At 38.3% G+C, this 13911-nt stretch carries 14 protein-coding genes and 1 pseudogene; all 15 read right to left on the reverse strand.

Annotated elements, in window-relative coordinates; translation table 11 throughout:
- Nucleotides 1–4: 4 nt before the first annotated feature.
- Nucleotides 5–4072, reverse strand: a complete 4068-nt coding sequence (locus BS63_RS0105430; protein WP_028798473.1) for a PBECR4 domain-containing protein — start codon at nt 4070–4072, stop codon at nt 5–7.
- A gap of 14 nt (nt 4073–4086) precedes the next feature.
- Nucleotides 4087–4326 (reverse strand): hypothetical protein, encoded by a 240-nt coding sequence (locus BS63_RS0105435; RefSeq protein ID WP_002960236.1) that lies wholly within the window; start codon nt 4324–4326, stop codon nt 4087–4089.
- Between the two features lie 142 nt (nt 4327–4468).
- Nucleotides 4469–4723, reverse strand: a complete 255-nt coding sequence (locus BS63_RS0105440) for a hypothetical protein (protein WP_231910489.1) — start codon at nt 4721–4723, stop codon at nt 4469–4471.
- A complete protein-coding gene (locus BS63_RS01000000110935; protein ID WP_002960238.1) occupies nt 4713–5012 on the reverse strand; it encodes a hypothetical protein in 300 nt (99 codons plus the stop codon). Before BS63_RS01000000110935 ends, BS63_RS0105440 begins: the two co-directional genes overlap by 11 nt.
- A 101-nt stretch (nt 5013–5113) precedes the next feature.
- Nucleotides 5114–7488: pseudogene (gene mobP2 / locus BS63_RS1000000111350) on the reverse strand (MobP2 family relaxase).
- A gap of 52 nt (nt 7489–7540) precedes the next feature.
- A complete protein-coding gene (locus BS63_RS0105455) occupies nt 7541–8041 on the reverse strand; it encodes a hypothetical protein (RefSeq protein WP_002960240.1) in 501 nt (166 codons plus the stop codon).
- 17 nt (nt 8042–8058) lie between these two features.
- Nucleotides 8059–8511 (reverse strand): hypothetical protein, encoded by a 453-nt coding sequence (locus BS63_RS0105460; protein ID WP_002960242.1) that lies wholly within the window; start codon nt 8509–8511, stop codon nt 8059–8061.
- A gap of 157 nt (nt 8512–8668) precedes the next feature.
- Nucleotides 8669–9019 (reverse strand): hypothetical protein, encoded by a 351-nt coding sequence (locus BS63_RS0105470; protein WP_002960244.1) that lies wholly within the window; start codon nt 9017–9019, stop codon nt 8669–8671.
- A complete protein-coding gene (locus tag BS63_RS0105475) occupies nt 9016–9438 on the reverse strand; it encodes a hypothetical protein (RefSeq protein WP_028798475.1) in 423 nt (140 codons plus the stop codon). Before BS63_RS0105475 ends, BS63_RS0105470 begins: the two co-directional genes overlap by 4 nt.
- 530 nt (nt 9439–9968) lie before the next feature.
- Nucleotides 9969–10229 (reverse strand): hypothetical protein, encoded by a 261-nt coding sequence (locus BS63_RS0105485; RefSeq protein WP_028798477.1) that lies wholly within the window; start codon nt 10227–10229, stop codon nt 9969–9971.
- The gene (locus BS63_RS0105490; protein ID WP_002960254.1) at nt 10207–11076 is read right to left on the reverse strand and encodes a hypothetical protein; all 870 of its coding nucleotides are present in this window, start codon (nt 11074–11076) and stop codon (nt 10207–10209) included. Before BS63_RS0105490 ends, BS63_RS0105485 begins: the two co-directional genes overlap by 23 nt.
- A gap of 17 nt (nt 11077–11093) precedes the next feature.
- Complete coding sequence (locus tag BS63_RS0105495; RefSeq protein ID WP_002960258.1) at nt 11094–12104, reverse strand: hypothetical protein; 1011 nt, start codon at nt 12102–12104, stop codon at nt 11094–11096.
- A 437-nt stretch (nt 12105–12541) separates the two neighbouring features.
- Entirely contained in the window at nt 12542–13183 is a 642-nt protein-coding gene (locus BS63_RS0105510) for a hypothetical protein (protein WP_002960262.1), read from the reverse strand.
- An 81-nt stretch (nt 13184–13264) separates the two neighbouring features.
- Entirely contained in the window at nt 13265–13687 is a 423-nt protein-coding gene (locus BS63_RS0105515) for a thioredoxin domain-containing protein (RefSeq protein WP_002960264.1), read from the reverse strand.
- Between the two features lie 15 nt (nt 13688–13702).
- The gene (locus BS63_RS1000000112080; RefSeq protein WP_162138121.1) at nt 13703–13885 is read right to left on the reverse strand and encodes a hypothetical protein; all 183 of its coding nucleotides are present in this window, start codon (nt 13883–13885) and stop codon (nt 13703–13705) included.
- Nucleotides 13886–13911 lie beyond the last annotated feature (26 nt).

Raw genomic sequence — 13911 nt, forward strand, 5'->3', positions numbered from 1 at the left:
TTCATTAAGGATTTAAAGGTTTAGGGACAGAATTTTTTGGACTTGGTGAAATCCCTCTGTCCCTTGTTCTGGGGGGTGTCGGATTTGTTCGATTCTCAACACATTTCACAACCTGATCCGCAGCCTTATGAACTCGCTTCATAGAGTAATCCAATTCCTTATCCGTCATTTTATTGAGATTATCCGTCCAACTTGCCATATAAGGAATGGACTCCTCACTTGTATCAAGACCAAAATGCTTAGAAACAATGTAAGCGGTCATCTCTGCCTCAAGCTCCTTATGACTAGTATCTAAGTTGACATCCCCTTTACTCATAAACTTTGGATTATGGAGCGTTGCATGAGCCAATTCATGGATGCCAACAGATACCTGTTCACCAGGTGTATTATCGGGATTAATTAAAATCTTTTGAGCTTTGGGATAGTAAGCCCCTTTAGCATTACCCAGCTGATGAGCATTATCAAAGGCCATGTCCACTCCGATTTTTTGGCCATAATCACAAAGTCCTTTTAAGACCTTGTCTGTCTGTACCTTATCCATGTCAAAATCAAACTGGCGGTTAGGCATAGCCTTAGGATAGCTTTCAGGCTTCAGGGTGGTTTGCGATAATTCAAAGACCTTGTAAGTCGTGAATTTCCCACTCATAAACTCTTTGACGGGTAGTTCCTTTGATTGGATTTTAGCTTTTTCTGCTGGAGAAGCTTCCGACCGTGGCTTATATTTGGTCCGTCCTTGTGAGGTTTTAACAGGCTTACCTGTAGCGTCCAAGACAGGAATCATATCAACCATAACTGGCCGCAGCAAGGTAATCTTAGACTTTTCACCTGCCTTGACAGACAACCGGTCATAGTGGACAGTCTTGGTTTTTCCAGTTTTCTTATTGGTAAAAGTACGGGTTGACTGCATAACATCCTCTGGTTTAATACCTAAGGCTTTGCCTCTATCCTGCCATTGGTTATAAGTTGCGACTGCCTGGGCACCTGGCCATTGTTCTTGAACCAAGGCAGCATTTCTTGGTGACATTCCAGGGAAATGACTCATGAAATCAAGGTACTCTTTCATGGCTTTAGGGTCAGTAGAATACTTCCTAATTTGGTCTAAGGCATGGGCACTTAATTCTTCAGGACTAGCCTTAGTAGGATCAAAGTCCTTTTCAGCTGAAGGGGAATGAGCTTGCTTCTCAGCCTTCAGGCGGTCCTCTTCCATGATTTCTTCAGCCTGTTGGGCCAAACTCTTAGGACGAGGTTCTAAGGGCACTTGAGGGGGTTCAACAAGGTTATAGTCCACATCTTCCTGATCGGAAAGGTTCATAGCCTTTAAGGTATTGAACATTTCTTTCCCCCCATCTTTTATGTAATCGTTATTTATTGATTTTTGACTGATTTCTCCATTTCGTTCAAGGTAAACACCCAGGACAACACCATTTTCAAGTGAAGAAAGTTGCTCACCTAAACTACCTTTTATTCTCATAAGTGAAGCAGGTACATGAGCAAATTCTTCTTCTCTAAACAATAGTAGAAGGTCGCTGTCTTCAGGAGTAATAGCTTTTGATAAATTCAAATTATTTAGTTTTTCTACTGACGTTAAATCATTAAATACAAATGAATCTGACTCAATAATTTCAGGTAATAAATTCAATACTTTCAACTTATCTGACATTCCAGGAGCGAACTTCAGATCTTTAAAATGACCTCTACCATTAGCTACGTCTTCAACAAATGACTCTGAAAGTGAATTTACATAATTTTCATACCTTGGTGTAACTCCCGTTAAGTGCATCCAATTTCTTTTCTCGAAACTGATATTTAATACTTGCAAAGAATCAGTATCAGGAGTCTTGTAAACATAGTGTATCTTTGACCCAGCTAATTCAGAGAGATACCACTGAGCAGAATCTCTAAGTGTATTAGAGTACAGATTCAAAGTCCGAAAATTTTTCCTATAGACTTTATTTGACTTCCTGTCTGTATCAGTGGTAAAATGTAACTGAACATTGGCAGGAAAATCAGGTTGAGAATTTTTCTCAACGGGCTGCGGTGCTGTCCCTGAAGCTTCGGCTTCTAAAAAACTGGAATTGCGATTGAATAGTTCGCCCCCAGTGTTATTGAGCTCTTGACTTCGGTCAAGGGCTTTTTCTTGTTCATCTGGTCTCTTATCAGTCCCAGCCGCATAATCTTTTAGGGTGAAATCATCTGTTTCTAAGAGAGATTTCAACTGCTGGTTGGATATATTTTCTTTAAACATCCGATCAATAATGTGATCAACTTGAGTTTGTGTTAACGTTTCGCCATGAATAACTGCAAACATTTCTTTTGGATTTACTGCCCAACCATAGCCTAATTCATCCGCTTGGCTTCCAAAATCACTATTATTGAACAAATCATTAAAGTCAATTGTTCCAAAATTTTGGTGTCCAGTATATAAATCAACTGGGATACCTGAATCTGGATTGAACGATGGTAGCTCAGGCCTAGGGAAAGTAGCATCTTCTCGCTGAGCAATATTTAAATAGTCTGAAGGTAATGTTCTTTCTAACCGCTCTGAAATTGTTTGGTTTTCTTCTCCAACGTCATAACGAAAATTGTCTACTAAGGGTTTCCCATTTTCATCTAGCAGATCAAACCAGGTTCCTCCTTGATTTGTTGTATGTAATATTGGAAAAACAAGAGGTTCTTCTATTACCTCTAATCGTTTATTATTTTCAAGATAAAGATCCTTTACAAAAATATTGTAAGGGACTACTTCTCCTGATGAATACTTCTCCGATAGAAAATTTTCATCAGACGAGCGAAAAGCGACTTGTAAATCTGGTTCAGAATTAGTTTTTTCTTGTGAGGCTTCTAAAGCCTCTTTTTCTGTTTCATGTGGATAGCCATTAGCATCCAAAAAGACCATGTCTTCCTGGGCACCTTCTTGTGTTTCACTGGCTTCACCTGTCTCAGGATTAATATAGAGTGATCCTTCACTTTCTTCAATTCCTTGGTCAAATTGTCCCTCAAATGGATCAACTGGTGATGCTTGATAAAGTGTTGGATTATCTTCTATTTGTGGCTCCTGCTTAAACTGTTTAAGCTGGTCATTCCAATCCATCTTATTTTTTCCAGCTGGTAAATCAGGAATGTCTGCCACTACGGGAATTCCTTCCTTTACCAAGTCCTGAATAAATTTTCGACCACCTTGGTCATTATCAACGGCTAAGGTAATCATGTCAGCGTGCTTACCATTGGCAAAATAGCCATTTTCCTTAGCTAATTCTAACCCCTTAGCCAATTCTTCAGGCGACCAAGAAATAAAGCGGCCAGCTTGTTCAGCTGTCAGTTCTGATAAGTGGCGACCGATAACCCCATCTTTCAGACCATCCATGGAAACAAGTCGGACATCTTGTAAGCTGTCCTTGTGCAATTCATAGTAGGACATCAAATCAATAGGACTTTCTGCAAAGACTAAGCGGTTTGGTTGGCCAACATCCACGTGGAGACCAGTAAGACCGTCAGAGTTTTTCATAACTTGCTTGAGGTAGCCACGTTTAGGATATTTCATCCGATTTTCACGGATACCTTGTAGGTTGGCCCCGACCAACTCCCCATCAGCATTATAGCTTTTAAAGACTAGTCCTGGTTCCACCTCATCCCGATTCAGGATATTGGCCTGGGTCAGCAGTCCCCGCTGGCTGAAAAAGTCAATGGTTTCATCAGATAGTCCTCTATCTTTCAGATACTTCCTACCTTCATCTAGGGGCTGCTCATAATTTTCCAGGTAATAGTTAAACTCCTCATGTTCAACGGGTTTAACCGACTGTTGGCTATAATTGCCAGTAGTAATATAGTCAATGGCCTGATTAAAGTTAATCTCCTTAATCGTTTCAACTAAAGAAATCACATCACCGCCCTTGTGCTGACTATACCAATTCCAAAGGCCATTATTTGGACTGATCACTAAACTGTCATGGTCTTTCCAGCGGTAATCTTTACCCGACCGAAAGAGTTCCATTCCCATACTTTGGGCCACTTCAACAATATCACGAGACTTAGCGAGATCACGCAACTCCTTACGATTAAGCTTATTAGCCATAATGGAACTCCTTTCTACAAAGCAAGATTATGACCTAAATCAAAAAAAGTTTCCCTAGGAAAAGTTACCAACTCACCAATGCCAAGGGATTGGTAGTCTTCTGGATTATTTTCATAAGAAATACTCATAGACAGGTCTGCATTTTGACCTGTCCCCTCAAAAGTAACGATCCGACTGGTATCATCCATCTGGCTAACTAACCATTCAGCTGAGAAGTCAAAAGCTTCTTCAGCGACATCTGGAAATAAAAACATAAGAGTTCTCCTTTTCTTTTAGTATTTCACAATCATAAGAGATAACCCTATTTCCAGCAATTTACCGACAAGTCGAGGACAAAAAAGAGCCTCACAACCGTGAGACCCTTTAAATATCATTTTATTTAATGGGTTAAACTAACTAAAAATTATCCTTATATTCCTCTTTCAAAATCTTTGAATATGCAGGATTATCCTTGACCGCTTCAACTACTTTCCGTGGTTCAATCACTCCATTTTCAATCAGGTAATCTAATGCTTCTTCTTTAGCTAACGCACGATTACCATATTTAATGGGCAATATCATCATGTCCGACTTATTCATCCCAAATCCCCCAAATGCTTGCGGGTTGGTTAAAAATTCGCCTTTTGCTTTTGTATTTTCGTTAGTCATCATTTTTCTCCTTGCCATTAAAATGTTTATCGTTAAGAGCCTTTAGTGTTTTTGCAACGGAAATGTCACTATTTAGAATCTGTTTTCTAAGTTCCTCACCATGTACAATATCTCCTGAATTCAATGTCAGGTCTCCAAACACTAACGGACCTTCTGAAACTACCTCATAAAAGTGATCATTTGAACCAGGTAACTTATTTAATAACTCTAATGAATCATTTCTAAATTTAAACCTAGACGAACTTAGGTATTTCTGAACTTCTTCAGTACATTCATGTAAGATTAATTTCATAATTTAATATTCTCCTTATTTCTATAGTCTTATTATACTAAAAATAACTATTTTAATCAATATTAAAATGGTTATTTTTATATTTATATAAACGTGTGTTTTTAACGGCTAAAGTTCTCTTCTTCCTCACGGTCATCACTTCTTCGCTTATTCCTGTAAGCTCGTTCTTCTTGTCTAGCAGCAGATTTCAGAGACTTAGACAATCCAGACATAAACTGGCTGGTAGCTCTGAAACCTTGGCTTGACTGAAGTTGACTGTGCTTCTGAACTTTCTTCTGCTCCAGTTGATGAGCCACCACTCTTTGAAGTTCGGGTCTTTGTTTTTCAGCTGAAGGAGAGGCTGGCTTGTTAGCCAATTTATCATAATAGCTAATCAGTTCTTTAAAGTAGCGGCCATTTTCCTGATGATAAGTTTTTTTCAGCTGCTCATCGGTAGTTTCTTTCATAGCCTCATTGTTTGAGTGAATTCTGTGCTTGGTTTCAAAGACAGCCAAGTGAGTCTCCAAGTGTTCTTGATAAGCCTTTTTGTCCATATCTTGTCCAGAGGCTATCCTAATTAATTCAGGATCGTGAGTCCTCTTAACCAGCTCTAATTCTTTTTTCAGCCGACTAACAGGTTTATCAATTTCCTCTCTTGTGGCCTTATCAAGTGGAAACTGCCGACTCTTAGCATAAGTATTAGCTAAATACTCTTTTCGTTGTCTATTCTGGTCAGTCAACTTATAACCTGGGGTTAAAGCTAACTTGGTCAATTCCAGGCGTTCTTGGATTTCCTGCTGCTTAAAGATCAGATAGTTCTGATTGTTCCTCGTTGGCTCAATTTGGCCAAGAAGGCGTTGGGTAACTAGTAAACTTGCCTGCTCTTCTTGGTAACCTCTCAGTCTCAGAGCATAGCGAAAGAGTCCAAGCTCTTTGGTTTCCTTTTCACTCCTATGGTCTTTTTTACTAGCAGCATCGATTAACCGTCCAAGATCGTCTTTCCCTAAAACATCCAGCTCTTTAACAGTCAATTTTTTCTCAGCCAGACTTTGCTTGACTTGACCAATATCATAATAGTTATGAGACTCAAAATGAGTTGGCTTACCTTGGCCATTACCATACTTATCATAGCTTTCATAAACTGGCCGCAACACCGAGATAGCTTGAGTATTCTTCGGAATTTCATAGCCTTGATATCTCCAGGCTTCAGCCGTCTTTAATAAGCTGGCCGTTGGTAGCTGTCTTAAAATCCGTGCTTGGTTTCGTTCAGAAAAAGAATCCAAGTTAGCTTTGAGGGTTTCAGTAGCAATTCGGGGAGCCTCTTTTTTAAACTCTTTAAGAATCCGATTGCCTAATCGATCCCTTAGCTCCTGCTCACGCTTTTGGAAAAATTTTTCCAGCTGAAAACCTTGGCTGGTCGTATTCCTTCGCTGAACTTCTCCATTGACCTTACGGAAGGCTTCATATTCTTTACCTTCAGAGCTCGTGTAGTTGTCTTGGTAAAACTTCAAAAATTCTCTAGTCTCCGCTTGCCAGGCTTCGTAGTCCTCTTTGCCATCGTTGGCTAAGTAAGAATCAATGTATTTGTCTAAGAAGAACTTACTGACTGCAAAGTCTCTAGCATTAGAACCATATCGCCAGTTTTTATCTTGAGGAAGATGATTGAAAGCTTGTTCCAAAAATTTTTTTCAGCCGACTGTGTAATCTTTTCTGGTTTAAAGACATCCTGGATCAGATTGGTTTTTAAGTTGGCCAAAATCTGTTCTTGCCTCAAATGTTGTTCCTTGGTCTGCTCATTAAGCAGCCCATTTAAGACCTGGCTTTTTAATTGCTTGATAGTCTTTTGAGAAAAGTTTCCTCGATATTCCCAGCGGCCTCTCGGTTCATAGAAGAACCGTTCACGGCCCGAATTTTTTTCAGACAGACCAAAATGCACGTGAACATTGTCAGTATTAAGATGAATATTTCCCCACCAAAAGGCTGAGCTATCCAATCCTTCCTGGTTAATCAGATTAGGCATGGCTTCCCGAACTACATTTTTTATAGCCTGCTGGTCAACCTTTCCAGTCTCCACATCATAAAGCCCCTCCTTAGCTAAAAAAGCATTATCAAAAGAGATAACGCCTTGCCACAATAAAGAGCCATGCTTGTAAGCTTCATTAAGGTTAGACTTCAAGTCAGCAACCTGGTCAGATGCCAGATAGTTAGTATCTTGATTAAAGATAGCCGTCACTTCTTCGGTTTGTTTCTCGGTTGCATAGGAACGGTTCATGTAGTTGATATAGTTTTTAAAATCCAATCCTTGTTCTGGAACCGACTCCTTGATAGCAGCTATCTGGCTCTCAGATAGCCCCTCTACAGCTTGGGTTGTTTGATCAAGGACAATATCATTATCAAGTTCAACAGCCTCATCACGGTTCGTATAATCAACGTATTGAGCATTGGCTTCTGTGTACTGCAACATAAAAGTAATGCTTGGACTAGTTTGTTTACTCATCTTCTTTGGCTCCTCCTTATAACGCTTCCAAACGGATCACAATGGTTCCTTTCTAATTCCAGTTCAACGGCAACTGATTTAGGGGAGCAATGACTCCATCTGCCAAATCATCCTTTTTAAAGAAGCTGGGACTATTAAAAGTGATAACCTCACTTCGCTTAAAATTTTCTCGTAAGCTAGAAGAAGCTCGATTAACTTTTTTAGCCACTTGAGGAAAAGTAAATCCCAAGCTCAAATAAGTAGTCACCTTTTTATTAAAGGCAGCCTTATCCTCTTCAGAGGTCAAATAGTAGTGAGTGACTTCCGCACGACCATCCTCAGATTCTTCATGTAAAGCTCTCTGATAATCGCAGTAGAGTTTCCTCATTTGTAAAATAGTTTCTTGCCATTGAGCAGAATAAGTTTTCTTTGAATGAGGATTGATTAAGTCAGCAACATCTTCTTTAAAGGTCTGATTAACCCGATCAAAGGTTCCCAAATCTTCAAAAGGATCAATATAACCAACGAAGTCATAATGGATGAGTTTTTGATATAATTCTTGGCTCTTTGTCACAAGCTGGCTCCTTTACTTTAGTGAGAGTGTTTTGTGGTTTGACCTCTGGCCACATCTTCCTTAATCAGCTCATCAACCTGAGCAAACAAATCTCTTTGTTTTGGATCCTGACCAGAGTCACGACTTAGCAAATCAAATGGATCCCAACCTGGTCCATGTTGGCCAAGTTGAAAATTAGCCAGCTCCAGATACATTAACTCATCCTGTTTCCTTTGCATCTGTTTGAGCCGCTGCTCAATTTTTTCAGCTGCTGTATTCTGCTCTCTTAGCTCCTGGACTCTAACATCAAAAGGAAGGTGTTCTGGATTATCTTCAATCAGCAAATCATAACAAAGATTGATACAATCTTTAACCGTTACTCCTTTCTTTTTTTGAGCAGTCGGCCCATATTTATACCACATCAGAGCTGTCAATTTTTCTTCCACCTCAGGGGGCATGACTACCCCTATCCGCAATTCTTTTTTTCCCATCTTTCTTCCTCCAAATTTTTTTCAGCTAGCTATTTGAATCCCAACTGCTCTGCAATTGACTGATGAGTAAACCAGTCATAAATTGCGGCTCTATTATGAGGTTGGATTAAAATAATAGCTAGAATCACAATAATAATAAAAGCAATCTTTCCCCTCTTCAAATGCCCCCACCTACCTTTCTTTCCGCCTCCAATGCATCGACATCATCCATGAAGACTAACCAATCCGAAATTAACTCCTCAGTAATATCCAGATTGGCCAAGATAGCTGCTTCAGTTACATCTTCTTTGACCATACTTTCCACCAAAATTTTCTGCTGTTCTTTGATTTTGTTCAGCTCTTTAGCAAAACTATTTTGATAATAATTCAAACCATCATTGGCCACAATGATCTGACATTGACTCAACATAAATTGATTAAAGGACGGATAATTATAGGTTGATGAAATTTTTTTCAGCTGGCCGTAAATCTCATCAGGGACATTTCTGATTTTTATTTCTTTAGTCATAAATCGCTATCCTCCAATAGTAGGTCTTGTAGACTTTCGAAATCGCCAGACATCAGTAAATCATTTTCTTGTTTTTTTCGATTATCACCTTTTTCCGATTCAATCATTTCCTCATATTCTAACCACTTAGAAATATGGCCATTGATTTTTTTCAGTCGCTCATTCATCTGTCTAAGCTGCTCTTGTTTTTTCTCCCATTGTTGTTTGAGAAAGGCAGTTGTTTCTGCCATCTGTGTCAGGTGGGCCAAGTACAAATGTTCAGCCCGATTAAATTCACCATACTGAATTTTCTCCCGACACATCTTCAAAAGAAACTGATTAAACGAGGTGGCCTTCTCTTTCTTCGCGAGAGATTTTAAATAATTTACTTCGCTGTCCAAAAGGCCAGAAATTTCAATTCTATTTTTATGATTTGCCATAAAAATTGTCTCCACTTCTTTTTCCAAGTACATCATAAGGGATAAGGCCTTTTCAGTCAATTCCCTTACAAAGAAAATTTTTCATCTAGCCAAAAATGGCCGCCCTTCTTTTTTCTTTTTACGGAGAAAAAGCCAAAAGAAGCAAAAAAGAAAACTCGGACTCGCACCACAACGAAATATAAAATTTCTGTTTGTGCGGTTTTCCTTTGTCTGAGACTCCCCTCCAAGGCTAAGGCCTTTTTAGAGGTCTCAGAGTCAGAAAAGAGCATAAGGGAAACTGTCCCCACATTCTGTGTGGACCCGTCAGTGACGGGGTTTCCCGTACCGGGAACTTTCTCTGCTATCGCATACTCATGGCACACCGCTATTTTAGCGGTTTTGCATACTGTAAACATACTTAAATAATAGATAGCATACCTAGTACACTTGGTACATTCAAGCCATTTTTGGCTAGATGTTACCTCTACTTTCTTACGAAAAGAGGCCGAATCTAAAAATTAGATTCCGCCCATTTCCAGCTGAAAAGAAGGTTAGCTTTCAGCCACATTTTGACTTGCCTGCCGCTTTGCTTTCTCCTCATTTTTGAGAGTCAGTAATTGATTTTTAAGTTCAGAATGGACTGAAACCAGTTCAGCAGATTTGTCCTTTTTCTTGCGAATCTGGAAGTAAATTCTCCCTAGGTCTAGCAGGTAAGCCTCTTCAGCTTTTTTGCGTTCTGCTTCAATCGCTTTTAATTTTTTTGCTTGTGCTGCATAGTCCTTATCCAGCTTACTTAGATTTTTCATTGCCATAGTTTTTAGTCTCACTTTCTGTTTTATTTTTGGATAATTTCATTGAATGACTAGACATCTCAACTGCTCTTGGCCGAGCTATTATAGGATAAGTTAGGAGATGATAACTTGGTCCAAATTTCCCGAAAGGATAAGCTCTAAATTCGGGTATCAACGTAAGTAAGTCATTGTCAATTTCCTTAGTTTTTTTATGTGATGAAGCTTCAGTCCAATATGAAATCTTACTCGTCTCTTGTTTGATTAGACGGCTACATTCAACAATGTCTTGATACTTTTCTTTAACAGAGTGATTAGAAATCGCAGCCATCCTTTCCTCAACATTTCTTATTATCACATCTTGATAAATCCAATCAATATTAACAGGATTATGATTTTTATCTACAGCCCCAGCAAGCTCAAAATTTGAAAAGTAATCCTTATTGAAAACATGGAAAAACAGATAATCTTCAAACATCATTCTTGAAAACTTTTTACCTGCGATGCCAAGCACAGCTGACAATAAGGCCAATATATTAATCTGCCAGAATTGATTATTCGTTACAGACAAATGGGCTCCTATTTGAAAAGGAATTATGAGCAAGAAATAAAACAGCTTTAAGAAGACAAGAGGGGTAAAATTATGAGTTTTACTATAAGTAATCATGCCCAAAATTGCAGGTAGGAAACCTGCTCCTATACTAAACGTAAATAAGCCAAATGAACTCAACGTCAGCTGACCTATAAAACCAAAATAAACAAAAGCAAAGAAATAAAGTTGCCACTTAAACAGTTTTTTAAGTAACAAATTGGCAGTAACTACGATATTCAATTTGGTGCTCTCTTTGCGATAATCTTTTAAGTTAAACATAAATTTTCCTTTCTTTATTACGAACCTAGCTTGATAGATTGAACAGAACTTGAAAATTCAAAGGTCCCATTTTCTACTGCTTTCTTTTTGGCATCCAAAGCTTTTAGCTTGGATTGAATTGTCGTGATATTGGTATTGGCCTGATCAATCGTTTGATTTTTTGAGTCAATGTCATCCTGGATTTTTTCTACATTGGTTTGATTATCTTCCAGGTCTTGGCCAGTTAGATACTTGGCATCCTTGTTCAAACTGTCAATCTTTGTACCATCATCAGTGATAGCTTGATTTAGTTTAGAAATTGAACCATTCAGTGATTTAATTTGTCCATTTTGGAACTTAACTTCCTTCTCAAGCTCTGACAACGTGAAGGCTTCTCGTGAGGTTCCATCGATAGCACGGTACTTCAATTTTGGTCCCTGAGTCGTCACATAAAACTCAACAATATTGTCATCATCATCTGATTTTTGAGTTTGTTTTGAATTGAATGAAGAGGACGAAGAAGTGTCTTTAAGATCCACATCAATGTCTGAAGCATCAACAGAATGATTAGTGATGTCAACCGCTATTGCTTCAAAATTTTTAGGGACTCCCGTGATAATGACTGAGATTTTATTATCAATAATTGGTACCACCTCCATCTGCAAGTTCTCAGAAGGGTTCTTAGCAAACATCTGCCAAGAGAGATTATTAGAGTTAATACCCAGGTCCACATCAGTCGTCTTGTCGGACGTTTCAAACTGTAGAACAATGGCTCCTTTTTTCTCATCATAGGTCTGGGAAGTCATCTTGATACTTCCAGAATTGTTACCGAAAGTCTGTTCAGTTGCCAGCTGGGCATCGGTATATTTTTGTTTTGTGGGCGAGAAATAAGAGCCTACAACTAAGTACAGGATTAGAGAGAGGAGGGCAAAAACATTGACCAGTTTCCGTCTTACTTTATTCCTCTTATACCACTGAAAGGGCCAAAGAACCGCCTGAAGAATCCTAGACTCTTCCAGACGGTCACGGACCTTTTTGAGACTGTCCATGGCTTACAATCCTTTCTATTTTTTAATAAATTGAGTATAAATAATAATCGTCTTTTAGAAAATTTACCGACAGCTCAGAGTCACCTTTTTCTAAAAAAGTCCCAGGTAAATCCCTGGAACTCTGTCCCTAGTAACCGCTGAAAAATCATTAAGATAATGACCAGAATAGGACTAAAAATTTTACTCTTTTCCTCATCACGCCAGTAAAAAGTAACCCGACAAATCGGCAGCAAATAACAGCCAAGCAGAATTAAATCAAATATATTGTGAAATAGAAAATCAATCATATATCTCCACCTCGGTTATTATCAAAAGAGAGACTAATCAGAAATAAAATCACACCCACAAATATCATAAGTCGCAAAGGATTAGCGAAAATATACTTAGATGCAATAGATAAAAACAGGGTCAACGAGCCAAGAAATAGGCCAAAAACCTCAATAAAAAGCTTTATCATTATTCTCCTCCTCATCTGATAAGATAATTGATTCCTCTACTTCTTGATCTACTGGAACACCTTGGTACTTGTTATCATCTCTGCCTTTTTTCTTGAAGGTAGCACTTCCAAGCCTAAGCAAAAAGATTAAACCTGCAGTCATTAAAATCATCCAGAGTTTAATTTGCTTAATCGCCCAATCAACAGGGTCCTTGTCCGAAAAATGAATTTTTTTAGCTTCATTATTAGACAAGAATTTTAAGCCTTTTTGTGGAGTATAGGAGACGAAATCTACTTCCCTATCAATACTTATTACTGGGCCATAAATCTTTCTAAAGTCACCAATAGAAACCCCACTAATCATCTTTTCAGAAGGATAATCAATTATAAAACGTTTGGCTACAAACCTTCTAGCGGCATTATCTGTTGATTTACTCAAATAGATTTTATGGTTTTGAACATCGGTATGAGAAATATAATAAATATTCTTACTTTCAATCGTAGATGGAATAAATAGAACAAAATATAGTGTCAGACAAAAGAATGTTACAGCCCACAAAGCCACTGTGGTCTTTGTTGTGCGATATAGAATAGACCAAATATCAATCCTAGATTTTGGTTTCTCAATTAAAGCATCAGACATTAGAATCTCCTTTCTAAAAGGACAAACACAGAAAGTACAAACCAGAGGAAAAGATAGGTTTCAATACTAGTTCTTCCCGACTCATTCCAATGCCTCCTTGATCGCTTCCTTATCAGCAACCTTCTTGCCTGTTTTGGTTTTCTTAGCATAAGTGTAGGTCCTAGTTGTTCCCTTCCTGATTTTGATAATCGTGGCAGCATGCTTAATGCCATAGTGATCAACTAGCCTCTTACCTTCTTTTGAGGTTACATCAATATAGTAAGTAGGGTACTGATTTTTCTCTGCTGCTTTAATCACAGCTTGCTTTCCAGCCTTACAATAAGGGCAGCCTGATTTATAAAAGACTAGATTGACATTCTGATCAATCACTGTCTTTTTATAGACAGCAGCTGATAAATGGCTGTCATAGTCTTTGACAAAATAAGTCATTCCAAGCTTAACTCCCCCCAGAATAACAATGACTAAAGCCAGGAAAACAAGCCAAATCTTTTTTGATGAGTTCATAAAATTTATCCTTTCTTATTTGAAATGATGAATATAACCATATTGCAATTTATCCTTGGCAAACTTCTCAAGCGGCCATTTAATGGCTAAATAATTTCCCCAGAGATCCCCGTCCAATGTTTTCAAATCAATGAAAGTTTCTGTCCAACTAGGATTTTCTTTTACTTCGGGCATTATTATCATTTCTAAAATTAACAAAATCCGTGTCCTTAACATTAACTATT

This window comes from Streptococcus sobrinus DSM 20742 = ATCC 33478, assembly GCF_000686605.1.
Taxonomy (GTDB): domain Bacteria; phylum Bacillota; class Bacilli; order Lactobacillales; family Streptococcaceae; genus Streptococcus; species Streptococcus sobrinus.